Annotated in this window: 22 protein-coding genes; 15 read left to right on the top strand and 7 right to left on the bottom strand. The window is 66.0% G+C overall.

What is annotated here, in order from left to right:
- Positions 1-3: 3 nt before the first annotated feature.
- The 4 genes from ABGB19_RS02300 (at position 4) to nrdE (ending at position 3,901) form a co-directional block, all read left to right on the top strand.
- Positions 4-555 (top strand): NADPH-dependent FMN reductase, encoded by a 552-nt coding sequence (locus ABGB19_RS02300; RefSeq protein WP_347683559.1) that lies wholly within the window; start codon positions 4-6, stop codon positions 553-555.
- Between the two features lie 461 nt (positions 556-1,016).
- Positions 1,017-1,268, top strand: coding sequence for a redoxin NrdH (locus tag ABGB19_RS02305; RefSeq protein WP_347683561.1), 252 nt, complete (start codon positions 1,017-1,019; stop codon positions 1,266-1,268).
- A gap of 36 nt (positions 1,269-1,304) precedes the next feature.
- Positions 1,305-1,757, top strand: coding sequence for a class Ib ribonucleoside-diphosphate reductase assembly flavoprotein NrdI (gene nrdI, locus ABGB19_RS02310; RefSeq protein ID WP_347683563.1), 453 nt, complete (start codon positions 1,305-1,307; stop codon positions 1,755-1,757).
- Positions 1,724-3,901, top strand: a complete 2,178-nt coding sequence (gene nrdE / locus ABGB19_RS02315; RefSeq protein WP_347683565.1) for a class 1b ribonucleoside-diphosphate reductase subunit alpha — start codon at positions 1,724-1,726, stop codon at positions 3,899-3,901. The genes nrdI and nrdE overlap by 34 nt, the downstream gene beginning before the upstream one ends.
- An 81-nt stretch (positions 3,902-3,982) precedes the next feature.
- Here nrdE and ABGB19_RS02320 read toward each other — a convergent pair whose 3' ends face one another.
- Positions 3,983-4,273: a hypothetical protein gene (locus ABGB19_RS02320; protein ID WP_347683567.1), complete on the bottom strand. Its 291-nt coding sequence runs from the start codon at positions 4,271-4,273 to the stop codon at positions 3,983-3,985.
- Positions 4,274-4,671: 398 nt separating this feature from the next.
- On the opposite strand from ABGB19_RS02320, the gene ABGB19_RS02325 reads away from it, so the two are divergent.
- Positions 4,672-5,013: a cupin gene (locus ABGB19_RS02325; RefSeq protein WP_347683569.1), complete on the top strand. Its 342-nt coding sequence runs from the start codon at positions 4,672-4,674 to the stop codon at positions 5,011-5,013.
- 2 nt (positions 5,014-5,015) lie between these two features.
- Here ABGB19_RS02325 and ABGB19_RS02330 read toward each other — a convergent pair whose 3' ends face one another.
- Positions 5,016-6,200, bottom strand: a complete 1,185-nt coding sequence (locus ABGB19_RS02330; protein ID WP_347683571.1) for an NAD(P)/FAD-dependent oxidoreductase — start codon at positions 6,198-6,200, stop codon at positions 5,016-5,018.
- Positions 6,201-6,353: 153 nt separating this feature from the next.
- Here ABGB19_RS02330 and ABGB19_RS02335 point away from each other — a divergent pair, with 153 nt between their 5' ends.
- From ABGB19_RS02335 to nrdF, 3 genes are all read left to right on the top strand, one after another.
- Positions 6,354-7,091 carry a TetR/AcrR family transcriptional regulator gene (locus tag ABGB19_RS02335; RefSeq protein ID WP_347683573.1) on the top strand — a complete coding sequence of 246 codons (738 nt, stop codon included), beginning with the start codon at positions 6,354-6,356 and terminating at the stop codon, positions 7,089-7,091.
- A 103-nt stretch (positions 7,092-7,194) separates the two neighbouring features.
- Complete coding sequence (locus ABGB19_RS02340) at positions 7,195-8,736, top strand: NAD(P)/FAD-dependent oxidoreductase (RefSeq protein WP_347683575.1); 1,542 nt, start codon at positions 7,195-7,197, stop codon at positions 8,734-8,736.
- Positions 8,737-8,924: 188 nt separating this feature from the next.
- On the top strand, positions 8,925-9,899 hold the full coding sequence (nrdF, locus tag ABGB19_RS02345) for a class 1b ribonucleoside-diphosphate reductase subunit beta (RefSeq protein ID WP_347683577.1): 975 nt from the start codon (positions 8,925-8,927) through the stop codon (positions 9,897-9,899).
- A 628-nt stretch (positions 9,900-10,527) separates the two neighbouring features.
- On the opposite strand, the gene ABGB19_RS02350 is transcribed toward nrdF, so the two are convergent.
- Complete coding sequence (locus tag ABGB19_RS02350; RefSeq protein WP_347683579.1) at positions 10,528-14,556, bottom strand: Ig-like domain-containing protein; 4,029 nt, start codon at positions 14,554-14,556, stop codon at positions 10,528-10,530.
- A 1,824-nt stretch (positions 14,557-16,380) separates the two neighbouring features.
- Here ABGB19_RS02350 and ABGB19_RS02355 point away from each other — a divergent pair.
- Positions 16,381-16,830, top strand: coding sequence for a hypothetical protein (locus ABGB19_RS02355; RefSeq protein WP_347683581.1), 450 nt, complete (start codon positions 16,381-16,383; stop codon positions 16,828-16,830).
- A gap of 4 nt (positions 16,831-16,834) precedes the next feature.
- Here the strand turns inward: ABGB19_RS02355 and ABGB19_RS02360 are convergent, their stop codons facing one another.
- The 3 genes from ABGB19_RS02360 to ABGB19_RS02370 form a co-directional block, all read right to left on the bottom strand.
- Positions 16,835-17,884, bottom strand: a complete 1,050-nt coding sequence (locus ABGB19_RS02360) for an NAD(P)-dependent alcohol dehydrogenase (protein WP_347683583.1) — start codon at positions 17,882-17,884, stop codon at positions 16,835-16,837.
- Positions 17,885-17,996: 112 nt separating this feature from the next.
- Positions 17,997-18,272 carry a YciI family protein gene (locus ABGB19_RS02365; protein WP_347683585.1) on the bottom strand — a complete coding sequence of 92 codons (276 nt, stop codon included), beginning with the start codon at positions 18,270-18,272 and terminating at the stop codon, positions 17,997-17,999.
- Positions 18,273-18,342: 70 nt separating this feature from the next.
- Positions 18,343-19,437, bottom strand: a complete 1,095-nt coding sequence (locus ABGB19_RS02370; RefSeq protein WP_347683587.1) for an iron-siderophore ABC transporter substrate-binding protein — start codon at positions 19,435-19,437, stop codon at positions 18,343-18,345.
- Between the two features lie 162 nt (positions 19,438-19,599).
- On the opposite strand from ABGB19_RS02370, the gene ctaD reads away from it, so the two are divergent.
- Together ctaD and serB are read left to right on the top strand one after the other, a co-directional pair.
- Entirely contained in the window at positions 19,600-21,330 is a 1,731-nt protein-coding gene (gene ctaD / locus ABGB19_RS02375; RefSeq protein WP_347683589.1) for a cytochrome c oxidase subunit I, read from the top strand.
- Positions 21,331-21,373: 43 nt separating this feature from the next.
- On the top strand, positions 21,374-22,609 hold the full coding sequence (gene serB / locus ABGB19_RS02380; RefSeq protein ID WP_347683591.1) for a phosphoserine phosphatase SerB: 1,236 nt from the start codon (positions 21,374-21,376) through the stop codon (positions 22,607-22,609).
- An 11-nt stretch (positions 22,610-22,620) separates the two neighbouring features.
- Here serB and ABGB19_RS02385 read toward each other — a convergent pair whose 3' ends face one another.
- Positions 22,621-24,063, bottom strand: a complete 1,443-nt coding sequence (locus ABGB19_RS02385) for a PLP-dependent aminotransferase family protein (RefSeq protein WP_347683593.1) — start codon at positions 24,061-24,063, stop codon at positions 22,621-22,623.
- A 63-nt stretch (positions 24,064-24,126) separates the two neighbouring features.
- On the opposite strand from ABGB19_RS02385, the gene ABGB19_RS02390 reads away from it, so the two are divergent.
- From ABGB19_RS02390 to ABGB19_RS02405, 4 genes are all read left to right on the top strand, one after another.
- Positions 24,127-24,282: a hypothetical protein gene (locus ABGB19_RS02390; RefSeq protein WP_347683595.1), complete on the top strand. Its 156-nt coding sequence runs from the start codon at positions 24,127-24,129 to the stop codon at positions 24,280-24,282.
- Between the two features lie 69 nt (positions 24,283-24,351).
- Entirely contained in the window at positions 24,352-25,194 is an 843-nt protein-coding gene (locus tag ABGB19_RS02395) for an ABC transporter ATP-binding protein (protein ID WP_347683597.1), read from the top strand.
- Positions 25,191-26,042, top strand: a complete 852-nt coding sequence (locus ABGB19_RS02400; RefSeq protein ID WP_347683600.1) for an NUDIX hydrolase — start codon at positions 25,191-25,193, stop codon at positions 26,040-26,042. The genes ABGB19_RS02395 and ABGB19_RS02400 overlap by 4 nt, the downstream gene beginning before the upstream one ends.
- Complete coding sequence (locus tag ABGB19_RS02405) at positions 26,039-26,686, top strand: enoyl-CoA hydratase (protein ID WP_347683603.1); 648 nt, start codon at positions 26,039-26,041, stop codon at positions 26,684-26,686. The genes ABGB19_RS02400 and ABGB19_RS02405 overlap by 4 nt, the downstream gene beginning before the upstream one ends.
- Positions 26,687-26,693: the final 7 nt, after the last annotated feature.

Genomic DNA, 26,693 nt, shown 5'->3' on the forward strand with positions numbered 1-26,693 from the left:
ACGATGTCGGACAGTAAGGACATCAAGGTGCTGGTGTTGCTGGGCAGCCTGCGGGCGGCTTCGGTCAATCGGCAGCTGGCGGAGCTGGCGGTCGAGAGCGCCCCGGACGGCGTGCGCCTCGAGCTGTTCGACCGGCTCGGCGAGTTGCCCTTCTACAACGAGGACATCGACAACGACGGTGTCGCCGAGCCGGTCGTGGCGTTGCGCCGGGCGGCCGCCCACGCCGACGCCGCGCTTGTCATCACCCCCGAGTACAACGGCAGCATTCCCGGCGTGCTGAAGAACGCGATCGACTGGCTGTCGCGGCCGTTCGGCGACAGCGCGCTGAAGGACAAGCCGCTGGCGGTCATCGGCGCGGCGTTGGGGCAGTACGGCGGCGTGTGGGCGCACGATGAGACCCGCAAGTCATTCGGCGTCGCCGGTCCGCGGGTGGTCGAGGACCTGAAGTTGTCGGTGCAGACGACGACCTTCGACGGCAGGCACCCCCGCGAGAACGCCGAGGTCGCTCAGAACCTCGCTGACATCGTCGGCAAGCTGGTCGCCGAGATCGGCTGACCGGCTCGGCACGACGGCCGCCGGCCGGGTCTCGTCCGACCCGGCCGGCGGCTTTGCTGTTGGCGGCGCGGACCCGGCGGGGTGTCGGTGGAACCTGCTACATGTAGGGGCGGCACGCGACACACCCGCAGGTGTGACGTGCGACACGCCGGATGGGAAGCCGCCGCAATGCTTACGACCTGGGAATTTCAAAAATGTTATTCAGAACATCTTGTATCCGTACCCAATGTCGGACACTAGGTGTAGTGTTTCGAACACCGACAGGCCCCCAGGATTTCCACGCTCGAAAGGGTCGGCCGGAGCCCCGAAACCCGGCCGTGTCGGTTGCCCGCCACCCCGGACCAGGGCACCGGACGGCAGGAATTTCACGGGTCTCCGGGCCGCTGAAGGGTAGTGAGCTTCGGCGAAACGCAGTACCCGAGCAGTTGCCAGTCCCCGTGTGCAGAGGAGCCGTACCTCAGATGACTCAGCCTTCGATCACCGTGTACACCAAGCCCGCTTGCGTGCAGTGCAACGCCACCTACAAGGCGCTGGACAAGCAGGGCATCGACTACCAGACCGTCGACATCAGTCTGGACAGCGAGGCGCGTGACTACGTCATGGCGCTCGGCTACCTGCAGGCACCGGTCGTGGTGGCCGGCAGCGAGCACTGGTCCGGGTTCCGGCCCGACCGCATCAAGGCGCTCGGCGGCGCGGTCGCGGCCACGGCGTAAGGGGTAATCGGAGGAGTGGAAGGAGAACGCCGCGGCATGTCCAAGAGCAACCTCGTCTACTTCTCGAGCGTCTCGGAGAACACCCACCGCTTCGTCGAGAAGCTGGGCCTGCCCGCCACCCGAATCCCGCTGCACGGGCGCATCGAGGTCGATGAGCCCTACGTGCTGGTGCTGCCCACCTACGGGGGTGGGCACGCCAACGGACCCGATCCCGACCGTGGTGGCTACGTTCCCAAGCAGGTCATCGCGTTCCTCAACAACGAACACAACCGGTCGTTGATCCGCGGCGTCATCGCCGCGGGCAACACCAACTTCGGTGCCGAATTCGGCTATGCCGGGGTCGTCGTCTCTCGCAAGTGCGGCGTCCCGTTCCTCTATCGCTTCGAACTGATGGGCACCACCGACGACGTGCTCGCGGTTCGCGCAGGCCTCATCGATTTCTGGAAGGACCAGACGTGCCACCAACCGTCACAGCTTCAGAGCCTGTAGCCGTACCGACCTCGCACGCGCACGCGTTGCCGGGGGAAACGGACTACCACGCCCTGAACGCGATGCTGAATCTGTACGACGCCGACGGCAAGATTCAGTTCGACAAAGACCGCGAGGCCGCGCACCAGTACTTCCTGCAGCACGTCAACCAGAACACCGTCTTCTTCCACAATTACGACGAGAAGCTCGACTACCTGATCCAGGAGAACTACTACGAGCGCGAGGTGCTCGACCAGTACTCCCGCAACTTCGTCAAGACGCTGATCGACCGGGCGTATGCGAAGAAGTTCCGCTTCCCGACGTTCGTCGGCGCGTTCAAGTACTACACCTCCTACACGCTCAAGACCTTCGACGGTAAGCGCTACCTGGAGCGCTTCGAGGATCGTGTGGTGTTGGTGGCGCTGACGCTGGCCGCCGGCGACACGATGCTGGCCGAGAAACTGGTCGACGAGATCATCGACGGTCGCTTCCAGCCGGCCACGCCGACGTTCCTCAACTCGGGCAAGAAGCAGCGCGGCGAACCGGTGTCCTGCTTCCTGCTGCGCATCGAGGACAACATGGAGTCCATCGGCCGCTCGATCAACTCGGCACTGCAGCTGTCCAAGCGCGGCGGTGGGGTGGCGTTGCTGCTGAGCAACATTCGCGAGCACGGCGCACCGATCAAGAACATCGAGAACCAGAGCTCGGGCGTCATCCCGATCATGAAGCTGCTCGAGGACTCGTTCTCTTACGCCAACCAGCTCGGGGCGCGCCAGGGCGCCGGTGCGGTGTACCTGCACGCGCACCATCCCGACATCTACCGGTTCCTCGACACCAAGCGTGAGAACGCCGACGAGAAGATCCGGATCAAGACGCTGAGCCTGGGTGTGGTGATCCCGGACATCACCTTCGAGCTGGCCAAGAAGAACGAGGACATGTACCTGTTCTCGCCGTACGACGTCGAGCGGGTGTACGGCACGCCGTTCGCCGACATCTCGGTGACCGAGAAGTACTACGAGATGGTCGACGACGCGCGGATCCGCAAGACGAAGATCAAGGCGCGCGAGTTCTTCCAGACGCTGGCCGAGCTGCAGTTCGAGTCGGGCTACCCGTACATCATGTACGAGGACACGGTGAACCGGGCCAACCCCATCGAGGGCAAGATCACCCACAGCAACCTGTGCTCGGAGATCCTGCAGGTGTCGACGCCGTCGGTGTTCAACGAGGACCTGTCGTACGCGCAGGTGGGCAAGGACATCTCGTGCAACCTCGGCTCGCTGAACATCGCGAAGACGATGGACTCGCCGGACTTCGCGCAGACTGTCGAGGTAGCGATCCGGGCGTTGACTGCGGTGAGCGATCAGACCCACATCTGGTCGGTGCCGTCGATCGAGCAGGGCAACAACGACTCCCACGCCATCGGGCTGGGACAGATGAACCTGCACGGGTACCTGGCGCGCGAGCGGATCCACTACGGGTCCGAAGAGGGCATCGACTTCACCAACATCTACTTCTACAGCGTGCTGTACCACGCGCTGCGGGCGTCGAACCGGATCGCGATCGAACGCGGCACGCACTTCAAGGGTTTCGAGAAGTCCAAGTACGCCAGCGGTGAGTTCTTCGACAAGTACACCGAGCAGGCGTGGGAGCCCAAGACCGAGAAGGTTCGCCAGCTGTTCGTCGATGCCGACATTCGCATTCCGACGCAGGACGATTGGCGGCGGCTCAAGGAGTCGGTGCAGGCGCACGGCATCTACAACCAGAACCTGCAAGCGGTGCCGCCGACGGGCTCGATCAGCTACATCAACCACTCGACCAGCTCGATCCACCCGATCGCCTCGCGGATCGAGATCCGCAAGGAGGGCAAGATCGGCCGGGTCTACTACCCGGCGCCCTACATGACCAACGACAACCTGGAGTACTTCCAGGACGCCTACGAGATCGGCTACGAGAAGGTAATCGACACCTACGCCGCGGCGACACAGCACGTCGATCAGGGGTTGAGCCTGACGCTGTTCTTCAAGGACACCGCCACCACGCGTGACGTCAACAAGGCGCAGATCTACGCCTGGCGCAAGGGAATCAAGACGCTGTACTACATCCGGCTGCGCCAGATGGCGCTGGAGGGCACCGAGGTCGAGGGCTGCGTGTCCTGCATGCTGTAGGACTTCGACGACGAGTGTGGACTTGATACACGCGGATGCGGGAATGACCGTGTAGAAAGTCCACACTCGGCAGTCAGGCCGTCAGCGCACCCCGTAGACGGGTAAGCGATCCACCCGCGTCAGGACCGGGTGCTTGGGCGGAACGCCGGGGCCGGGATCGGCCTCCTCTGGCATCGCCTCGTGGTCTATCCAGCATTCGCCGGTGCGCTCGTCGTAGTCGCCGCCGTAGAAGACGCAGCACACGCCGATGTCATCGGAGTGCTCGGCCGCGCACTCCCAGAAGTCGTCGCTCACCGGCGCCGCGTCGGCGGTCGCGGCGAGTCCGACGCTCAGGCCCACCGCCATGGCGGTGGCGGTCAGGAAGGTGTTCATGGCGGTAAGCCTGTCCGCTGGACGTCGTCGCGAAAACGGGGTCGGCGCCGTCATTTGTCCCGGCTGGTCCGGGGAAGGCGGCATCGTCGGCTGTAGGGGATTAGGGGGCGAGTGGCCCGTTATCGCCGCGAAAGACGCCCACGTGTCGGACAACTGGCCACTCGGCCCGCCGCGATGTCGAACGCGAGACGTTTGGCCACGTGCATTGAGCCGGACTCGGCATCGACCATTCGGGGCCTAGGGTCCACGGCACAAGGTAAGGCTTGCCTTATCCAAGAGCCGACGCGATCGGAGCCCGATACCAGGTCTCGGTGGCGCCCGACCCCCGAGGTGGCGCGTGCGAGATCGCGCTCGTACTACGTCCCGGCCGGTGACCGGGGGACCAGAAGGGAACACCCGTGACTGCTTCAACCGCGCTGTCGTTGTCGACGGTGATTGACGAACAGCTCGCCGCTGCCAAGGCAGGCACTTCCGGTCGCGCTGCGCACACGGTGTGCGGCGGCCGCGGCAGCGCGCTGCGTCAGGCCGTGCTGGCGCTGACCGCCGGGCACGGGCTCGACGAGCACGAAAGCCCCGGCGAGGCAACACTTCTGGTATTGCGAGGCCGGGTCCGGCTGAGTGCGGCGAGCGGCGCCGTCGAGGGCGTCAGGGGCGATTACCTGCCAATACCGAACGAACGGCACAGCCTTTCAGCCCTCGAAGACTCCGCGGTGCTGTTGACGGTTGTCGCCGGATCTTAGGCCTACTTCTTGATCGTGTGCTGCGGGCCCTGAGCCTTCTTGTACAGCGCCTTGAGCATGCGATCGCGGAACGCGGCGTTGTCGATCAGCTTGATGCCGGCGTTGGCGACGCGCGGGTAGCCGAGCAGCTTGTGGAAGTAGCGGCCGCGCTTGTACTCCCGGCCCCACGCCGCTTCCATCCGCTGCGCGTAGTTGGTGAAGTCGTCGGGTCCGCCGTTCTGCAGCGCGGCGATCGCGCACTCGCCCGCGGCGAGACCGGATTCCAGCGCCTTGGAGATCCCCGCGCCCGACGCCGGCTTACCCGCGCCCAGCGAGTCGCCGGTGAACAACACACCCGGTCGCCACGGCGGCCACGCGGTGAAGCCCATCGGCAGTCGCCAGGCCCGCACGCTGCGGTTCTTCTTGAGCTCCTCGATGGGCGGCAGCTCCCAGTCCGGCGGCAGCGTGCGCAGGAAGTCGCCGAGGAACTGCGTGGCGTTGATGGACTGCCAGTTCTTGTAGCTGTTGACGTAGCCCAGCCCGATGTTGAACATGCCGTTGCCCATCGGGAACACCCACCCGTAGCCGGGCAGCTGGTCGCCCTGGAAGACGAGCTTGAGGTAGATGTCCAGGCTGTCGGAGTCCGGCCGGTTGGCGGGCATCTCCGAGCGGATCGCGATCGCGGAGTAGCCGTTGTACTCCGAGTCGATCTTCAGCGCGCGCTTGATCGGCGAGTAGGCCCCGTCGGCGGCGATGACCGCGTCGCCGAAGACCTTCTCGCCGCTCTTGAGTGTCACGCCGACCACGCGGCCGTTCTCGAGGATCGGCCCGCTCACCTCGGCGCCCTGGCGCACCTCGGCCCCCGCGGACTCGGCGTGCTTGAGCAGGACGGTGTCGAGGTGCTCGCGGCTGACTGTGTGACCGTGGTCGGGCATGCCGGGGCGCTTGGGAAACGACAGCTCCCACTCGCTCGGGCTGAAGACCGTCACGCGGTTCACCCGGTGGTACGTGGCGACCTCGTCGGCCAGGCCCATCTTCTGCAGATAGCTCACGGCGCGGGCGGTGAGCCCGTCGCCGCAGGGCTTGGCCCGTGGGAATTCGGCCTTGTCCAGGACAACTACCTTGGCGCCAGTCTGGGCGGCCTGCCACGCCGCGGCCGAGCCGGAAGGCCCGCCACCCGCGATGACCAGGTCGTATCGCTGCGTCATGAAACTCGTCTCGTCAATTGGCGATGTCGCAGCGATCCTACCCGGGCCGCGACCGCGTTTCCTCCCGGACGGAGTTGCTGGCCGTTGCCCTGCGGGACGCGCCACGGCATGGTCTGAGCAGGTCAGAAGTGTCCCAGCGGTAGAGTGATCCGGGTGCGACGAGGGTCCAGGCCACGCTCGGGTGGCGAGGCGGGCGTCAAGGTGGACGCCCGCAGCGAGCGCTGGCGCGAGCACCGTAAGAAGGTGCGCGCCGAGATCGTCGACGCCGCCTTCCGTGCGATCGACCGGCTCGGGCCCAACGTCAGCGTGCGGGAGATCGCCGAGGAGGCCGGCACCGCCAAACCCAAGATCTACCGTCACTTCACCGACAAGTCCGACATGTTCGCCGAGATCGGCCAGCGGATGCGGGACATGTTGTGGGCGGCGATCATTCCGTCGATCGACGTGGAGAACGACTCCGCGCGCCAGATCGTCGGCCGAGGCGTGGAGCACTACGTCGAACTCGTCGAGCAGCATCCCAACGTGGTGCGGTTCCTGCTACAGGGCCGCTTCGCCGACCAGTCGGCGGCAGCGATGACGGCCGTCAACAAGGGCAGCGAGATCACCCTGGCCGTTGCCGACATGATCAGCACGCAGCTCGAGGACCTGGCGTCGGAACCTGCGGCGTTCGAACTGGCGGCGTACGCGATCTTCGGGACCGCCGCGTCGGCCACCGACTGGTGGCTGGGGGGCGACGACAGTCCCCGCCGGATGCCCGCCGACCAATTCATCGCGCACATGACGACGATCATGGTGGGCGCCATCAACGGCACCGCCGAGCTGCTCGGCATCCAGATCGACGCCGACAAGCCGATCCACACCGCGGTGCGCAAGCAGCAGCCCGTCGCCTGACGGCGCGTTGACACCTTCCCCTCCGTTCCGGAGACTGGGCTCAGGTACCCGGTACCGGCGTTCCCAGGATGGGGCCGCAACGAAGTTAGGGGAGACCCCGGTCATGACCGTTGCCGAGCAGACGGCAGACACCGCTGCCCAACAACCCGTGCACATCCGTGCGCTCATCATCGGCACGGGCTTCTCGGGCCTGGGCATGGCGATCGCGCTGCAGCGACAAAACGTCGACTTCCTGATCCTGGAGAAGGCGGACGAGATCGGCGGCACCTGGCGCGACAACACCTATCCGGGTTGTGCCTGCGACATCCCGTCGCACATGTACTCGTTCTCGTTCGAGCCGAAGGCCGACTGGACGCACATGTGGTCGTTCCAGCCGGAGATCCAGGACTATTTGCTGGGCGTCACGGCGAAGTACGGGCTGCGGCGCTATATCCGCTTCGGCTCTCACGTCGACCGCGCGCACTGGGACGACGACGAGAGCCGCTGGCACGTCTTCACCAAGGATGGCCGCGAGTTCGTCGCGCAGTTCGTCATCTCGGGTGCGGGCGGCCTGCACATCCCGCTCGTCCCCGAGTTCGACGGGCTCGACGAATTTCGCGGCGCCGCATTCCATTCCGCGGAGTGGGACCACAGCGTCGACCTGACCGGCAAGAAGGTCGCGGTGATCGGCACCGGCGCCAGCGCGATCCAGATCGTGCCGGAGATCGTCGATGACGTCGCCGCGCTGCAGCTCTACCAGCGCACGCCGGCGTGGGTGATGCCGCGGCCCAACAATCCGATCCCGGAGTGGATGCGCAACGTGTTCACCACCGTGCCGGGCACGCGGGCGCTGATGCGCGCGGGCATCTACTGGATCCACGAAGGCGTCGGCTTCGCGATGACGCGCCAGCCCCGCCTGCTGAAAATCGGTGAGCTGCTGGGCAAGTGGAACATCCACCGGTCGATCAAGGACGCCGAGCTGCGGCGCAAGCTCACCCCGGACTACCGCGCCGGCTGCAAGCGCATCCTGAACTCCGACACCTACTACAAGGGGATCGCGAACCCGAAGGCCGAGGTGGTCACCGACCGGATCGCGCGGTTCACCCCGACCGGGATCGTCACCGCCGACGAGCACGGTCGTCAGATTGAAAGAGAAGCAGACGTCGTCGTATTCGCGACCGGGTTCCACGTCACCGACTCCTACACCTACGTCCACATCAAGGGCCCGAAGGGCGAGGACCTGGTGGACCGGTGGAACCGCGAGGGCATCGCGGCGCTGCGCGGCATCACCGTCGCCGATATGCCGAACCTGTTCTTCCTGCTCGGACCGAACACGGCGCTCGGCCACAACTCGGTGGTGTTCATGATCGAGTCCCAGATCCGCTACGCCGCCCAGGCGATCGCCGCGGTCGACAAGCAGGGGGCCGAGGCGCTGGCGCCGACCCGCGAGGCGCAGGACCGCTACAACGACGAGTTGCAGCGCGAGCTGGCGGGCACGGTGTGGAGCACCGGAGGTTGCCAGAGCTGGTATCTCGACGAGCACGGCGTGAACCGGACGCTGTGGAGCGGGATGACGTGGCAGTACTGGCTGGCGACCCGCCGATTCGACGCCTCCGAGTACCGGTTCCTCGGCGGGAAGCGCGACACGCGGCGCAACGCCGCCTAGTGTGCGCTGAGTTCGGCGATTCGCGCGAATTTCGGACGGTTCTGCGATCCGGTTGCGCACTAGGCGGCCGACACGCTCCAACACATGATGTTGTGTTGCAGTCGAAAGTCGGACCCCAGTTGTAGTGTTGGAAGCGCTATAGCTGCCCTATAGCTCCGACCTAAATGACCAGGTGAAATGGGGTTCTCGTGAGTGATGGCATCAAGCTGATCGACCGTGTGTCGGCCATCAACTGGAATCGTCTCCAGGACGAGAAGGACGCCGAGGTGTGGGACCGGCTCACCGGCAACTTCTGGTTGCCGGAGAAGGTGCCGGTGTCCAACGACATCCCGTCGTGGGGCACGCTCAACGACCACGAGAAGCAGCTGACGATGCGGGTGTTCACCGGCCTGACGCTGCTCGACACCATTCAGGGCACTGTCGGCGCGGTCAGCCTGATCCCCGACGCGCTGACCCCGCACGAGGAAGCCGTCTACACGAACATCGCGTTCATGGAGTCGGTGCACGCGCGCAGCTACAGCAACATATTCTCCACGCTGTGCTCGACCGCCGAGATCGACGACGCGTTCCGCTGGTCGGAGGAGAACCCGAACTTGCAGCGCAAGGCCGAGATCGTCATGCAGTACTACAAGGGTGACGAGCCGCTCAAGCGCAAGGTGGCCTCCACGCTCCTGGAGAGCTTCCTGTTCTACTCCGGCTTCTACCTGCCGATGTACTGGAGCAGCCGGGCCAAGCTGACCAACACCGCCGACATGATCCGGCTGATCATCCGCGACGAGGCCGTGCACGGCTACTACATCGGTTACAAGTATCAGAAGGGTCTCGCGCTCGAGGATCCCGCCAAGCAGGCCGAGCTCAAGGACTACACCTACGAGCTGTTGTTCGAGCTCTACGACAACGAGGTCGAGTACACCCAGGACCTCTACGACGGGGTCGGGCTGACCGAGGACGTCAAGAAGTTCCTGCGGTACAACGCCAACAAGGCGTTGATGAATCTCGGCTACGAGGCGCTGTTCCCGCGCGACGAGACCGACGTCAACCCGGCGATCCTGTCGGCGCTGTCACCGAATGCCGACGAGAACCACGACTTCTTCTCCGGTTCGGGGTCCAGCTACGTCATCGGCAAGGCCGTCAACACCGAAGACGAGGACTGGGACTTCTAGTTCTGCCGCGACAGCCAACTGCCTTGGACGGCTTGACAGACCCGGCGGTTCGAGGTCCGCCACCCGGTGTCTCCATCCTGCCCACAGCGCGGAGGTTGAATTACCGTGAGGCACGAGGTCCGAGCACTCTCGTTGCTCCGTCATGCCGAGGACGACTTGCATCTCGGTATGATCAATTGCCATGCCCGCGGGACGAACTCGGTGATCGCCTCGTTCTGCACAGCAGGGGAATGCGTGGCTGCGAACTCCAGTGAACGGATCGCGCAGCACGGTACTCTAGAGAGAGATTGGCTGGTCACCCACGCCAATGACTCGGGTGGTCGCGCTGCCGACCGAGATCACTGCCCCGTACGGCCCATAGATGCCGTTGCGGGAACCGGTGAACACGTCGTTGATCCATGCCGCGGTGATCACCTGCACCGCCGTCGCGTTCTGCGGTAGGACGGGGCCCCCGCAGACCCGCACGACCGCTGCGTCCGTGGTGGTGCCTTCTGCGTCGAGATGGCTGCCGTTGTCAAGGATGACGCCGATGAACTGCTCAGGAGCGTTGTTGATGACGTTTTGCGTGTGGCGCCCGAAGTTGTTGCAGGAACACGGCGGCGCCGCGATCAGCATGACCGGAACGGGATCAGCGCCATTCAGTTTGACCAGGCCGGCATTGACGCTGTCGGCGTTGGTGGTATCGAACAGGATGACGGCTTTCAGGTTGCCGGTCGCGCCGTTGTCTGCGAGGTACTCCGCGGCCGCCGCCACGAGATTGCCTCCGGCGGAACCTCCGCCCATCACAAATTGTTGAGGGAGCACTATCGATTGTCCGGCAGCCGCGCTTGCGCTGGCGGTGAGTTCTGCTCGGTCGCCTTCGAACAATCTCGCGACCGCATGAGCCGTTGAAGTGTTCCAAATGTAATAGGGATCGCCGGAAGTCGACGAGAGATTCGGCGCCACCACAATGCTGTTGGTACGTTCGGCAAGATCCTGAGCCAACGCAGTCGCATTGGCGCTGGTGCGAGTGAAGCCGTGCTGAAGGTAGATCAACCCCACCGGAGGTTCTGTCTGATTCGGGAAGTACCACGTGGCGTCGACCGTGTACCCGTTGCCGCCCGGAATGACAAGAGCAGCGTGAGAGATTGTCACCGTCGATGTGAGCGACAGTGATCGCAGTGTTTTGTCGTATGCGTCGGTGAGGTAGAGGCGGGTGCCGTCGGGGCTGAGCGTGAGGGTGTGGGAGCTGTTTTCGGCGGTTGGGTCTGTCTTGATGGTGCGTACCACTTTTGGGGTGGCCGTGGTCAGGTCGATTACCGAGATGGTGTCGTTGCTGTTGGCTACGTAGGCGAGCGTGTTGTCCTTGCTCAACACCACCGACGTCGGTGCTGCGCCAGTGGGCAAGGTGATCGTGGTGATCACCGTTGGTGTGGCAGTGGTGGTGTTGATTACTGTTATTGAGTTGCCGCTCTGGTTGGTCACCACTGCGCGAGTGGCGCCCACGGTTACCGCTGAGGGTGTGTAGCCGACCCGCACGGTGGCCGCCACTGTGTTGGTGGAGGGTATCGATCACCGACACCGTGTAGGAGTACTTGTTGGTGACGTAGACCCGGGTTCCGTCGGGGCTGACCGCAACTCCATTCGGATATGAACCAACGCGTACCGTGCTGATCACGGTGCGCGTGGCGGTATCGACCACCGACACCGTGTTGGCGCTGATGTTGGCCACATATAGCCGCGTGCCGTCGGGGCTCACTGCGAGTGCCACCGGGCCCGACCCGACTGCGATGGTGGCGGTGACCGCGTTGGTGGTGGTGTCGATCACCGACACGGTATTCGACCAGCTGTTGGCCACATAGACTTTGGTTTGGTCCGGGCTGACCGTCACCCCGGTGGGCCGTGTTCCCACGGCGATGGTCTTGACCACCGTGTTGGTGGTGGTGTCGATCACCGATACGGTCGAGGCACCCTGGTTGGCCACATAGGCCCGATCGGCGACCACCGCGACCCCCATCGGGGTGGTGCCGGTTGTCGCTGAAGCGATTGATGATCCGATATTGGCCGGCAACACCGCCACCGTCACCGTCGTCGTGGTGATCGCTGTGCCGTCACCGACTGCCACCGTGAACGAATCGGTGTCGGCCCCAACGGTTTGCGCTGCCGCTAACCGCGCCGCCACGGTGGGCGTGAACGTGAACGTGCCATCGGCATTCACCGACACCACGCCGAGGGAGGGTTGTGTGGGCACTGTGTAGGTCAACGAATCGCCGTTCGGATCAGTGAAGTTCAATTGACCTGTGACCACACCGGTGATGAGATCCTGCGATGTCACCGAGGGCGTACCTTCCGGAGGTTGATTGGCGCCCGGTGTCGGCAGAATCGGGGTAGTGATCGACTGCGTGACCGGCGCAGCCTTGCCGTCGTTGGCAGCCACTGTGAACGTCACCCAGTCCGTACCTGGTGTCGCCGCAGCCGCGTCACGGGCGGCCTGAGTCGGTGTGAAAGTGAACGTGCCCGCGGTGTCGTCCGCTGTGACTGAGCCGCTGGGGGGTTGGGTGAGCACGGCGTAGGTCAGCGAATCCCCGTTTGGGTCAGTGAAATTCAATAGGCCCGTGACCATACCGGTGATTGGATCCTGTGACGTCACTGTCGGCGTGCCCACGACAGGCGCACGGTTGTCACCCGGTTGAAGGGGCGTGACCGGGGCGGTCACCGATACCGGGACCGAGGTAGCGGTGCCGTCGTTGGCTGTCACGGAGAACGTCACCGAGTCCGTGCCCGGCGTCGCCGCGGCCGCATCACGGGCCGCCTCCGTGGGTGTGAACGTATAGGTGCCGGTAGCCGGGTTCACCGTAACTGTGCCGCTGGTCAGCGGCGTGAGAACGGTATAAGACAGGGGATCCCCGTCGGTATCGGTGAAATTCAGCCGACCCGTCACGACACCGGTAGCCGAATCCACGCTGGTCTGCGACGGTGCGTCCGCAACCGGCGGGGTGTTGCCGCGCACCAGCGACAGTGATCGCAGTGTTTTGTCGTATGCGTCGGTGAGGTAGAGGCGGGTGCCGTCGGGGCTGAGCGTGAGGGTGTGGGAGCTGTTTTCGGCGGTTGGGTCTGTCTTGATGGTGCGTACCACTTTTGGGGTGGCCGTGGTCAGGTCGATTACCGAGATGGTGTCGTTGCTGTTGGCTACGTAGGCGAGCGTGTTGTCCTTGCTCAACACCACCGACGTCGGTGCTGCGCCAGTGGGCAAGGTGATCGTGGTGATCACCGTTGGTGTGGCAGTGGTGGTGTTGATTACTGTTATTGAGTTGCCGCTCTGGTTGGTCACCACTGCGCGAGTGGCGCCCACGGTTACCGCTGAGGGTGTGTAGCCGACCCGCACGGTGGCCGCCACTGTGTTGGTGGAGGTATCGATCACCGACACCGTGTAGGAGTACTTGTTGGTGACGTAGACCCGGGTTCCGTCGGGGCTGACCGCAACTCCATTCGGATATGAACCAACGCGTACCGTGCTGATCACGGTGCGCGTGGCGGTATCGACCACCGACACCGTGTTGGCGCTGATGTTGGCCACATATAGCCGCGTGCCGTCGGGGCTCACTGCGAGTGCCACCGGGCCCGACCCGACTGCGATGGTGGCGGTGACCGCGTTGGTGGTGGTGTCGATCACCGACACGGTATTCGACCAGCTGTTGGCCACATAGACTTTGGTTTGGTCCGGGCTGACCGTCACCCCGGTGGGCCGTGTTCCCACGGCGATGGTCTTGACCACCGTGTTGGTGGTGGTGTCGATCACCGATACGGTCGAGGCACCCTGGTTGGCCACATAGGCCCGATCGGCGACCACCGCGACCCCCATCGGGGTGGTGCCGGTTGTCGCTGAAGCGATTGATGATCCGATATTGGCCGGCAACACCGCCACCGTCACCGTCGTCGTGGTGATCGCTGTGCCGTCACCGACTGCCACCGTGAACGAATCGGTGTCGGCCCCAACGGTTTGCGCTGCCGCTAACCGCGCCGCCACGGTGGGCGTGAACGTGAACGTGCCATCGGCATTCACCGACACCACGCCGAGGGAGGGTTGTGTGGGCACTGTGTAGGTCAACGAATCGCCGTCCGGGTCCGTCGCGGTCACCGAGCCCGTGATCACACCCGTGGCTTGATTCGGCGTGCTGAGCGTCGTATCCCCTACCGCCGGTGCCTGGTTCGCACTGGGTGCCGGCAAGAATGATTCCGTCTCGAAGACCGCCGTCGCGGCGACTTGGCTGTCGCTGACGGCCGCGGTCGAAGATTCTGGATCGAGGGCTGCTGTCGACATGCCCGCATCGTCCGCGACTTGATTTGAGGCGACCGAGTACATGCCAGTGGTGTCGTCGGGCGCGAGTGGGCCGCCAGGGGATTCAGCCGGTGCGGCGGGGGTCGCCATCGGCGTGGTACCCAAGGTCGAGTCGGCGCCCAGGGCGGCCGAGGTCGTCGGGGCGTCATCAATGTCGTCTGTTGAGGTTGCGGCTAAGGGCGATTCAGTCGCCTCATCCTCGGTAAGGTTGTATTCACTCTGCTTACGAGCCCAGCCCAATAGCGCGAGCAGCAGCGGCGACTCCCCCGGGCCAGCCGGAATGTCGCCGGCGATGGCGCCCAGTCCCACCATCGACAGCACCCGCGACAGGGCGTTCACTACCATCCTGAGTGGCGCCGTTGGGTGGCCGAAGGCTGTCGCTGTCTCCGGAATCGGTCTGCCTGTCGGCAACGTCAACCGGCTGGACGGGGTTTGCATGGGCGCCGACTTTGGCTCCGGTAAGTCACCCGCCTCCGGCGCGCTCCGCGTACGTCGCGCGACGATCTGCGACAGGCCCGACGACGGCATCTCGTGGATAGTGGCCGTTCCGTTGTCTGTCGGTGTCGACGCACGGGCGAGGCTCTGCGGCGCCGGCTTGCGCTGCTGCAGTTCGGGCTGCACCCTGGATCTCTTGGATGGGGTCGTCGCGACCGGCGAACCGGGGGTGGGGGGAGGAGCAGTTAACGTTGTCTGCTCCTGATCTCTGGCAGTCGCGGACTTCAACGAGCCGCCGGAGCTACTGACAACCACAGTCGGTGAGCCACTGGCGCCGACGATCTCCGTCCGAGTCGTCGAGCTCGTTTCCTGGATCGTCGGCGGTGTACTTGCGTCCGAAGGGATCGCTGTGGCGCCATTCTCGGTGAAGGAGCTTCCATCGACGTCCGTCGTTGTGACCGTTCCTGCTACGTCAGTTGGCGTTGGGTCTGCCGATGCTGGCGTCGTATCGGACTGCGTCTCCGTCGTGGCGAATGCCAAGCCGGGAACAGCCGCCGCCGTCCCTATTCCCAATACGATTGCCAGAGCGCCCGTCCGCCCGATGTACCTAGCATATCGAGCCTGTTGTTTCCTAGCCGGGCCCGAATCATCGCTGATGCGCCGCGAGGAGTGCTCGAAGCATATTGATTCGTTTGCTGAGCTGCAATCAGGCATCATGGCTGGCCTTCTGATACGAATCGATCTTAATCGGCCTACGCATTCACAAGCGGCATCGGTAGCCCGGATACGGGCGTTCTTCCGTTTGCTGTCTACGCCTGACCCCCTGATAGATTCTTCGCTGGTTAACTACCTTTCGTCAAGGACCAAAAGCCACAACGGCTGATATCGATGCGGCGCGGATTTTAAGAGTTCGGATGTCGTCGAGCGAACTCCCGGAAGAGCGCTGCCGGGGAAGTATTTGCTGTTTGCACCTCTTATTTCGACCGGCAAACGGAAGACCTATTGCCTATACGAGTCGCTTCTTCAGCGCCATCAGAAGCGCGGCTGATGGGCCGGCCGCGCTGAACCTGATGGAGGGCCGTTCACTGATCTCGCCGTGGCTCCATCCTTAACCCGAGCATTGTGAGCAACGCGATCCTTGACCTCCGCCCACCGGCGGACGACTCGAGCCTTTCGCAAGGTGACGCCTGCACTCCACATGCCCGCAGTCTGCGACAAGCTCGCTGCGTCAGCTTTCTGAGGCGCTGCACTTAGACAAGCTGCCACCCTCGCGCCGCGTACGACCCCAGCAACGTTTCTGCCGTACCGCGAGTGGTTGCCATGCACGATGGCTTCGGTCCTGAACGAGCCGCGTTCTGCCAAGCAAGTTGACATCTCTCGCGCGACGTGGCGCACGCTCCAGGTTTTGTCCGGCGGGCGTCGATGTCGACCGTTTGAGGGTCATCGCCGCACAGACGGTGAGTGGGGCTCGTCGGCTTCCGCCGGTGAAGGGCGTCGGAAATGCGGACCCGTTCGAGTCGATTCGGTAAACCAGCCACGAAGCAGGGCGCCCGCTCCCCGGTCGGCCGAGTCTGCACTGGGGCCAGGCGGACATGGCGAAGCCAACACCGAAGCAAGTGTCGGAACATCCAGCGCGCAGGTTGGTCACTTCACCGAAACCGGTCACTGGGGTGCGCTGACGTGAGAGCATCCCCGCATTCACTCGTTTTCGTGCAGGTGAGGAGACTCATGGCCCGGATGACCGCCGCTTCGGCCGCGCTGATGCTTTTGTTGGCTGTGCTATTCGCCCCGCCCGCCGCGGCAGACGACGGCCGGGTTCTGATACTGCAGGGCGGCACGGTGCGCTGCGCGCTCAGCGCCGACAACGTCGACCGCGGCGGCGGACCGATGGCGGTGTGCGAGCGGGCCAACGGCCAGGCCTGGGGGATGTCGCCGTGGGAGACGTCGAAGTACAACCAGCGCCTCAACCTCGCGATCGTTCGGGGAACCGGTGAGATGTACTGGGAACGCGGCACGATCAGCGCGTCGAACGCCGCCGGCGGACTGGCGGTGACCGCAGGCCAGCCCTACCAGGCCGACGGCTGGACGGCCACCTACGACGGCTTCCGCACCCGCATCACCAACGACGCAACCCGGCACGGGATTTTCGTCACCGAGGGTGACGTCCGCCAGTTCTGACCGGTCAGCCGCGCAGCGTTCTCGTGTCGATCACGAACCGGTAGCGCACATCGCTGGCCAGCACCCGCTCGTAGGCCTCGTTGATGTAGTCGGGTGTGATGACCTCGATCTCGGGGCGCACCCCGTGCTCGGCGCAGAAGTCGAGCATCTCCTGGGTCTCACGGATGCCGCCGATCAGCGAGCCGGCGATACGGCGGCGGCCGAAGATCAGTGCGCCCGCGGGCACCGACATCGGCTTCTCCGGCATCCCGAGTTCGACGAGCGTGCCGTCGAGCCTGAGCAGTTGCAGGTAGGCGCCGACGTTCACGTTGGCCGACACGGTGTTGAGAATCAGGTCGAACGAGCCGGTCAGCTTGGCGAACGTCTCCCGATCGGACGTGGCGTAGTACTCGTCGGCGCCGAGCCGAATGCCGTCCTCCATCTTCTTCAGCGACTGGCTCAGCACCGTCACGTGCGCGCCCATCGCGTGTGCGAGCTTGACGCCCATGTGGCCCAGCCCACCGAGGCCGATCACGGCGACCCGTGTGCCCGGGCCCGTATTCCAGTGGCGCAGAGGCGAATACAGCGTGATCCCGGCACACAGCAGCGGCGCGGCCGCGTCCAGCGGCAGGCTGTCGGGAATGCGCAGCACATAGTTCTCGTCGACCACGATGGCCCCGCTGTAGCCGCCCTGCGTGGGCTGCCCGTCGCGACCGACGGCGTTGTAGGTGCCGACCATTCCGGAGTTGGTGCAGTACTGCTCCTCGCCGGCACGGCACTGGGCGCACTCCCGGCACGAGTCGACGAAACAGCCGACGCCGACGCGGTCGCCCACCTTGTACTTCGTCACCTGAGAACCGACCTCGGTCACGATGCCGGCGATCTCGTGCCCGGGCACCACCGGATAGTTGGCCCTGCCCCACTCGTCGCGCACGGTGTGGATGTCGGAGTGACAGATGCCGGCGAAGTGGATGTCGAATGCGACGTCGTGCGGCCCGACGCCGCGGCGGGTGATGGTGGTCTTGACCAGGGGTTCGGTCGCCGACGGTGCGGCATACGCGGTGACAGTGCTCACGACGGCCTTCTACTTCACATCGGGAATCGGAGAATCGCCGCGACGGTGCGGCCCATCGCAGTCAACCGCACGTGCGGCGGCCGTCTTCCCGGGTCCGGGTGTGACGTGAGTCCTACAGGCCGGCCGCGCGGAAGGCACCGTTGAACGACAGCCGTTCGTATCGCGCCACTCCGGCCGCCGTGTAGGGGTCGCGGTCGACGATGTCCTGCGCCTCGTCCGCGTCGATGTCCCCGGTCAGCAGCACCGCCCCGGACTCGTCGTCCAAACGGCCGGCCAGCACGATGCGCCCGGCCGCGACCTCGCCCTGCAGCCACTCCAGATGGGCGGGCCGGGTCTCGTTGACGACGTCGGGTGGTTGCAGGTAGGTCGATTTGAGGACGTGGAACACCCGGCCGAGACTAGTTGGACGACGATCAAGCGGCGAGGGACGAGCCGCGGTGAGGAGTCCGACCATCGCGCTAGTTGATCGGTGCGTTGATCCACTGCAGGTCGGCCAGTACGCCGCGGGCGGCGACGATGCCTTCCCCGCTCTGCCACACCTCGTTGTTGACCGCGAATACGCGGCCGTCGCGGGTGGCGCTCAACTTCTTCCACGCATCGCTCTCCAACACCGCGGGGGCGCGATCCCTGGCAGCGGGTGAGTCGAACGACAGGTAGACGATGTCGCCGTCGGCGGCGGACAAGTCGGCGTCGGCCAGATCGGTGATACCGATCTCGATGTAGGGCTTGTCGGTAAACCGTTGCGCCGCAGGGCGATCCACGCCGACGTCGGCAAGCACGCTGCCGGGGAAGGTGTCGACGCCGTAGACGCGGGCGGTGGTGTCGGTGAACTGCACGACCGACGCCTGGAAGTGCGGGGCGTCGTTGTCGGCGCCGGTCTTGTCCGCGGCGCCCCGGAAGCCCTCGATCAAACCGTTCGCGGCGTCCAGCCGGCCGGTCGCCGCCCCGACGGTGCGCAGGTTGTCCTGCCACGCCGCACCGGGTGGGCCGGTGAACACCGTCGGCGCGATCTCTGACAGCGGCCCGAACTCCTCGGGCGTCAACGCCTGCGAACCCAGGATCAGATCGGGCTCGGCCTGACTGATCCCGTCGAGATCCGGTGCGCTGCGGGTGCCGACCGCGGGCAGTTCATGGATCACCCGTCCCAGATACGACGGCTGGGCGTCCGAACCGTCCGGCAGCGCGGCGGCCACGATCCGCGACTGCAGGCCGAGCGCGCACAGCGCGTCGAGCTGGTCGCCGGAGAGCACGACGATGCGCTGCGGATCCGCACGCACCTGGGTCTCACCGGCGGCATGGCGGACCGCCCGCTCCGGCGGACCCGGGTCGACGGGAGTCGGCTCGGGCGCACACGACTCGTCGGGGCGGCGTTGATTGCCCAGCACGCCGGCCCCGGCGATCCGCGTCGTGCTGGTGACGACGGGTTGCGAACCGTCAGCCGACGGCGGGTCTTCGCCGAGGGAGCCGCAGCCGCTGAGCACGGTCACCACCACGGCGGTCACGACGGCGGCCAGGGCGGCGGCGAGACGCCTCCGCGGTCCGCTGGTCAGCACGCCGCCGACGGTAACATCCGGCCAGCTCCGAGCCGGTCAGCCCGCACCAGCGACGCCAATACGACCGTTTGTAGGACCGCCAACGACTCCCGAGTACTACGAAGGCTAGGATTCGTGGAGAAGACTTGCCGGGATGTCCCGACTGGATGTTTGGAGGACCTGTTGGTAGCCGAAGCGCCCCCGATCGGAGAACTCGAGGCACGGCGTCCGTTCCCGGCCCGGCTCGGCCCCAAGGGCAACCTGGTCTACAAGCTCATCACCACCACCGATCACAAGCTGATCGGCATCATGTACTGCGTCGCCTGCTTCATCTTCTTCTTCATCGGCGGGCTGATGGCGCTGTTCATGCGCACCGAGCTGGCGCTGCCGGGCCTGCAGTTCCTCTCCAACGAGCAGTACAACCAGCTGTTCACCATGCACGGCACGGTGATGCTGCTGTTCTACGCCACCCCGATCGTGTTCGGATTCGCCAACCTGGTGCTGCCGCTGCAGATCGGCGCGCCCGACGTCGCCTTCCCGCGGCTGAACGCGTTCTCCTTCTGGCTGTTCCTGTTCGGCGCGCTGATCGCGATCGGCGGCTTCATCACCCCCGGCGGTGCCGCCGACTTCGGCTGGACGGCCTACACGCCGCTGACCGACGCGATCCATTCGCCCGGCGCCGGTGGTGACCTGTGGATCATGGGCCTGGCCGTAGGCGGCCTGGGCACCATCCTGGGCGGGGTCAACATGATCACCACCGTGGTGTGCATGCGCGCGCCCGGCATGACGATGTTCCGGATGCCGATCTTCACCTGGAACATCCTGGTGACCTCGATCCTGGTGCTGCTGGCCTTCCCGCTGCTGACCGCCGCGCTGTTCGGCCTGGCCGCCGACCGCCACCTCGGCGCGCACATCTACGACCCGGCCAACGGGGGCGTGCTGCTGTGGCAGCACCTGTTCTGGTTCTTCGGCCACCCCGAGGTCTACATCATCGCGCTGCCGTTCTTCGGCATCGTGTCCGAGATCTTCCCGGTGTTCTCGCGCAAGCCGATCTTCGGCTACACCACGCTGATCTACGCGACGCTGGCAATCGCCGCGCTGTCGGTGGCGGTGTGGGCGCACCACATGTACGCCACCGGCGCGGTGCTGCTTCCGTTCTTCTCCTTCATGACGTTCCTGATCGCGGTGCCGACCGGGATCAAGTTCTTCAACTGGATCGGCACGATGTGGAAGGGGCAGTTGACCTTCGAGACACCGATGTTGTTCTCGGTGGGCTTCCTGTTGACGTTCCTTTTGGGTGGCCTGTCCGGCGTGCTGTTGGCCAGCCCGCCGCTGGACTTCCACGTCACCGACAGCTACTTCGTCATCGCGCACTTCCACTACGTGCTGTTCGGCACGATCGTGTTCGCCACGTATGCGGGCATCTACTTCTGGTTCCCGAAGATGACGGGCCGACTGCTCGACGAGCGGCTGGGCAAGCTGCACTTCTGGCTGACCTTCATCGGCTTCCACACCACGTTCCTGGTGCAGCACTGGGTCGGCGACGAGGGCATGCCGCGCCGCTACGCCGACTACCTGGCCTCCGACGGGTTCACCACACTGAACATCGTCTCGACGATCGGTGCCTTCATCCTGGGCATTTCGACGATTCCGTTCGTGTGGAACGTGTTCAAGAGTTGGCGCTACGGCGAGCCGGTCACCGTCGACGACCCGTGGGGTTATGGCAACTCGCTGGAGTGGGCGACATCCTGCCCGCCGCCGCGGCACAACTTCACCGAGCTGCCCCGGATCCGTTCGGAGCGGCCGGCATTCGAGCTGCATTACCCGCACATGATCGATCGGATGCGCGTCGAGGCGCACGTCGGACGCAAACATGACACGGCGGAAGCCCAGCCCGTCGACCAGTCCAGCTGACGGTCGGCGGCCGACGGGGGGTGAACATGCCGAAGGTGTCGGCATGACCTCGCGGGACCGTTCGTCGCTGCTGATCACGGTCACCGGGCGGGACCAGCCGGGTGTCACCTCGGCGTTGTTCGAGGTGCTGTCGCGGCACAAGGTCGAACTGCTCAACGTCGAACAGGTCGTGATCCGCGGCCGGCTGACACTGGGTGTCCTGGTCGCCGGCCCGGCGGAGGTCGCGGGTGGCGCCGAGCTGCGCGACGAGGTCACTGCGGCCATCAACAGCGTCGGCCTCGACGTGACGATCGAGCCCAGCGACCGCATGCCGGTGCTGCGCGAGCCGTCCACGCACACGATCGTCGTGCTGGGCCGCCCGATCACCGCCGAGGCGTTCGGGGTGGTGGCCCACGAGGTCGCCGAACTGGGCGTGAACATCGACACCATCCGCGGCGTATCCGACTATCCGGTAACGGGATTGGAACTGCGGGTGTCCGTGCCGGCCGGCGCCGACTACGAGCAGCTGCAGAAGACGCTGGCCCGCGTCGCGGTGGCCGAGGAGATCGACATCGCGCTCGAGGACTACAGCCTGTCGCGACGGGCGAAGCGGCTCATCGTGTTCGACGTCGACTCGACGTTGATCCAGGGCGAGGTGATCGAGATGCTGGCCAAGCGGGTCGGCATGGAAGCCTCGGTGGCCGCCATCACCGAGGCGGCGATGCGCGGCGAGCTGGACTTCGCAGAATCGCTGCACCGCCGGGTGGCGACACTGGCGGGATTGCCGGCGTCGGTGCTCGACGACGTCGCCGAGCAGATCGAGCTGACCGCCGGCGCCCGCACCACGCTGCGCACACTGCGCCGGCTGGGCTATCACTGCGGCATCGTCTCCGGCGGCTTCCGCCAGGTCATCGAGCCGCTCGCACACGAGCTGATGATGGATTTCGTCGCGGCCAACGAGTTGGAGATCGTGGACGGGAAGCTGACCGGCCGGGTGATCGGCGACGTCATCGACCGGCCCGGAAAAGCCAAGGCGCTGCGCGACTTCGCGCAACAGGCGGGCGTGCCCATGGAGCAGACCGTCGCGGTGGGTGACGGCGCCAACGACATCGACATGCTCGCCGCGGCGGGCCTCGGGGTCGCGTTCAACGCCAAGCCGGCGCTGCGCGAGGTCGCCGATGCGTCACTGAGCCACCCGTATCTGGACACGGTGCTGTTCCTGCTGGGCATCACCCGCGGCGAGATCGAGGCGGCCGACGCCGTCGACGGTGTGGTGCGCCGCGTCGAGATCCCCGACTAGGGCGAGCTGGACTAGACCACCACCGTCGTCGGTTCCGGCGCCGACGAGCCGGTGACGTTGTGCCAGGCCCGCGCCAGCAGTTCCACCGCTTCGGTCAACTGGTCCTCGGGTAGGGCGTAGGGCACCCGGACGAATCGCTCGAGGGTGCCGTCCACGCCGAAGCGCGGACCGGCGGGAAGATCCAGTCCGAGCCGGGAGGCGGCCGCCGACAGCGCCGTGCTCATCGGTGCGGGTAGCCGCACCCACAACGACATCCCGCCGACGCCGGGCCCGGGCTGCCAGTCGGGCAGATGTTCGCTCAGCAGTGACTGCAGATGGGCACGACGGTCGCGCAGAATCTCGCGCCGCTCGGGCAGCAGCTCGTCGCGGCGGGCGAGAAGCCTTGCGGCAGCATACTGTTCGAGCACTGCCGTACCCATGTCTATGGACGGGCGCAGCGCGGCGATGGTCGCGATCGTCGCGCGCTCGGCGCGGATCCACCCGACGCGCAGGCCGCCCCAGAACGACTTCGACATGGATCCGACCGTCAGCACGAGGTCGCGCCGCGACGCGACCTCTGCGGCGACGGGTCCGGGCATGGGTCCGTCGAGCCACATGTCGAGGATCGTCTCGTCGACGATGGTGCGCGTGCGGGTGTCGGAGATGATGCGCGCCAACCGTTTCCGGTCCTGCGCGGGCATCGTCATCCCGGTGGGGTTCTGGTTGTCGGGGATCAGGTACGCCAGGCTCGGCGACAGCTGGTGCACCGCGGCCTGCAGCGCGTCGAGATCCCAGCCGTCCTCGGTCATCGCCACGGGAACCGGCCGCGCGCCACAGGTCGTGATCGCGGACAGCGCACCGTGATACGTCGGTTGCTCGACCAGGACCCGATCGCCGGCCTGCACGTAGGTGGCGAGGATCAATCCGACGGCGTGCAGCGCGCCCGTCGTCACCATCACCTCGTCGGCCTCGGTGGGAAGGCCGCGCTCGCAATACCTTTGCGCGATCGCCTGGCGCAGCGCCGGCACCCCGACGAGTTCATGGCCGGGGGCGTGCAGATAGGGCGTCAGGTCCTGGGTCGCTTCGCCGAACGCTTCCATCACCGCGGCCGCGGGTGCGGACAGCGCCGCGGCGGCCAGGCTCACCGACGCAGGCGCGGAGTCCGGGTGCAGCGTGGGTGCAATCGGCAACGCCGTGGTGCTGCGCGCACCGCGGCGGGCGTTGAGGTAACCGTCCTCGCGCAACTGGGTGTAGGCGGCGGTGACAGTGGTCCGCGACACCCGCAGCACGTCGGCGAGTGCGCGCTCGCTGGGCAGTCGGGCACCGACCGGCAGGCGACCGTCGACGATCAGCAGTCGGATCGCGTCGGCCAAACCCTGGTATGCCGGACCGGTGCGACTGGACGTTCGCCAGTTGCCCAGCTCCCGAGCCAAAAGGTCCACATCGAGTGCTCGGGCCGCGGTGTCGATGGTCATTGAAGCCAGTATGCGCTAACTGGCTATTGAGGAGCAAGCCAGTCAGGGGCCACGATCGATGCCATGAGCACGAACTGGATACCTCGCCTGAGCCGCCGTCTGAGCCGGCTGTTCACCTGGCAGGCGCCGGACGCCTACATCGACTGCCTAGACCGCGACGCCGAACGCATGGCCCGGGAACTGGATCTGATCCGGATGCGGTTCCCGCACCACGCGTAGTGACTCGGGTGCCCGAACAGTCGCCGGGCGACCGCAGGCGCCCCGAAATCGCCTGGCTACGATGGGCGGGTGCCCGTCGCCGAAGGAGATGCAGTCGACCCCGACCTGCTGATCGACTTCGCCAGGGTGTCCCTGCGGCGCGGCGGACAGACCCTCGTCGGCCCCATCACCTGGTCGGTGGAACTCGACGAGCGCTGGGTGGTGATCGGACCCAACGGTGCGGGCAAGACGTCACTGCTGCGCATCGCCGCGGCGCTCGAGTATCCGTCGTCGGGAACCGCGTACGTGCTGGGCGAGCGGCTCGGCCGCACCGACATGTCCGAACTGCGCGCACGGGTGGGGCTGAGCAGCTCGGCGCTGTCGCAGCGGGTCCCCGACGGCGAGGTGGTGCGCGACCTGGTGGTCTCCGCCGGTTACGCCGTATTGGGCCGCTGGCGCGAGCGGTACGACGACGTCGACTACGAGCAGGCCATCGACATGCTGGAAAGCGTCGGCGCCGAGCATCTGGCCGAGCGCACCTACGGCACCCTGTCCGAGGGTGAGCGCAAGCGGGTGCTGATCGCGCGGTCGATGATGACCGACCCCGAACTGCTGCTGCTCGACGAACCCGCCGCGGGCCTGGACCTCGGCGGTCGCGAGGAACTGCTGGCGCGGCTGGAGGACCTGGCCGCCGACGCGGATTCGCCGGCGATGGTGTTGGTCACCCACCACGTCGAGGAGATCCCGCGCGGCTTCTCGCACGCGCTGATCCTCTCCGAGGGCAAGGCCGTCGACTCCGGTCTGCTGCCGGACGTGTTGACCGCCGAGAACCTGTCGAAGGCTTTCGGTCAGGCGATCACGCTCGAGGTCTCCGACGGCCGCTACTTCGCGCGGCGGGCCAGGAGCAGGGCTGCGCACAGGAGGCGAGCATGAGCAATTCCGAGGAACCGGCCGAGGAGCCGTTGACGCCGCGGCCCGCCGCGACCGTGATGCTGATCCGCGACAAGCACCCCGGGCTCGAAGTGTTCCTGATGCGGCGGCACTCGGCGATGGAGTTCGTCGCCGGGGTGATGGTGTTTCCCGGTGGTGGCGTCGACGACCGCGACCGCAACGCCGACATCGCCTGGTTCGGTCCCGAACCGGCATGGTGGGCGGAACGTTTCGGTGTCGAGCCCGATCTGGCCCAGGCGCTGGTGTGCGCCGCGGCGCGCGAGACGTTCGAGGAGTGCGGAGTGCTGTTCGCCGGCGCTGCCGACGACCCCGATGTGCTGGTCGACGACGCCGCCGTCTATCACGAGGCACGCGCTGCGCTGGTCAACCGGTCGCTGTCGTTCGCCGACTTCCTGCGTCGCGAGAACCTGTTACTGCGCGCGGATCTGTTGCGGCCGTGGGCGAATTGGGTGACGCCGAAGGAGGAGCGCACCCGCCGCTACGACACCTACTTCTTCGTCGGTGCGCTGCCGGAGGGCCAACGGGCCGACGGCGACAACACCGAGACCGACAAGGCCGATTGGATCACCCCGCAGCAGGGCCTCGACGACTTCGCCGACGGGCGCACCTTCCTGCTGCCGCCCACATGGACGCAACTCGACTCGCTCAACGGCCGCACCGTCGCCGAAGTGCTCGCGGTGGAACGCCGGATCGTCGCGGTCGAACCGCATCTGGCAGCGAACAAGGACACCGGAAACTGGGAGATCGAGTTCTTCAACAGCGACCTGTACAACGCCGCCCGCAACCGCCGCGCACCCGAGGGCTACGGACCCGACGCGCGTCAGGCATGAGCGAGTTCGTCTCCGTCCACACCAGCGATGAGCAGCCCGGCATCGCCACGCTGCTGCTGTCGCGACCGCCGACCAACGCGCTGACCCGGCAGGTGTACCGCGAGCTGGCCGGCGCTGCGGCCTCGCTCGGCGGTCGCGACGACATCCATGCGGTGATCGTGTTCGGTGGGCACGAGATCTTCTGCGCCGGCGACGACGTTCCCGAACTGCGCACGCTGAACGCCGCCGAGGCCGCCGCGGCCGCACGGGACGCCCGCGAGGCGATCGGCGCCGTCGCCGCCATTCCCAGGCCGACCGTCGCCGCCCTCACCGGCTATGCGCTGGGTGGCGGCTTGACGTTGGCCTTGGCGGCCGACTGGCGGGTGTCCGGCGACAACGTCAAGTTCGGCGTGACCGAGATTCTCGCCGGGCTCGTGCCCGTGGGCGGGACGTCGCGGCTGGCGGGCGCCGTCGGCCCGAGCAGAGCCAAGGACCTGGTGTTCAGTGGCCGGTTCGTCGACGCGAAGGAGGCGCTGGCGCTCGGCCTGATCGACGAGATGGTGGCGCCCGACGCGGTGTACGACGCGGCGGTGGCCTGGGCGCGGCGATTCGTCGAGCATCCGCCGCAGGTACTGGCTGCCGCCAAGGCCACCTTCGACCTCTAGGCTGCCC

It is taken from the genome of Mycobacterium sp. B14F4, assembly GCF_039871645.1.
GTDB lineage: Bacteria > Actinomycetota > Actinomycetes > Mycobacteriales > Mycobacteriaceae > Mycobacterium.

Coding starts and splice junctions, on each gene's coding strand:
- ABGB19_RS02320 (WP_347683567.1), bottom strand. CDS start 4,273: ATGAACACCTTCCTGACCGCCACCGCCATGGCGGTGGGCCTGAGCGTC.
- nrdI (WP_347683563.1), top strand. CDS start 1,305: ATGTCCAAGAGCAACCTCGTCTACTTCTCGAGCGTCTCGGAGAACACC.
- ABGB19_RS02300 (WP_347683559.1), top strand. CDS start 4: ATGTCGGACAGTAAGGACATCAAGGTGCTGGTGTTGCTGGGCAGCCTG.
- ABGB19_RS02405 (WP_347683603.1), top strand. CDS start 26,039: ATGAGCGAGTTCGTCTCCGTCCACACCAGCGATGAGCAGCCCGGCATC.
- ABGB19_RS02340 (WP_347683575.1), top strand. CDS start 7,195: ATGACCGTTGCCGAGCAGACGGCAGACACCGCTGCCCAACAACCCGTG.
- ABGB19_RS02400 (WP_347683600.1), top strand. CDS start 25,191: ATGAGCAATTCCGAGGAACCGGCCGAGGAGCCGTTGACGCCGCGGCCC.
- serB (WP_347683591.1), top strand. CDS start 21,374: ATGACCTCGCGGGACCGTTCGTCGCTGCTGATCACGGTCACCGGGCGG.
- ABGB19_RS02390 (WP_347683595.1), top strand. CDS start 24,127: ATGAGCACGAACTGGATACCTCGCCTGAGCCGCCGTCTGAGCCGGCTG.
- ABGB19_RS02330 (WP_347683571.1), bottom strand. CDS start 6,200: ATGACGCAGCGATACGACCTGGTCATCGCGGGTGGCGGGCCTTCCGGC.
- ABGB19_RS02305 (WP_347683561.1), top strand. CDS start 1,017: ATGACTCAGCCTTCGATCACCGTGTACACCAAGCCCGCTTGCGTGCAG.
- ABGB19_RS02355 (WP_347683581.1), top strand. CDS start 16,381: ATGGCCCGGATGACCGCCGCTTCGGCCGCGCTGATGCTTTTGTTGGCT.
- ABGB19_RS02385 (WP_347683593.1), bottom strand. CDS start 24,063: ATGACCATCGACACCGCGGCCCGAGCACTCGATGTGGACCTTTTGGCT.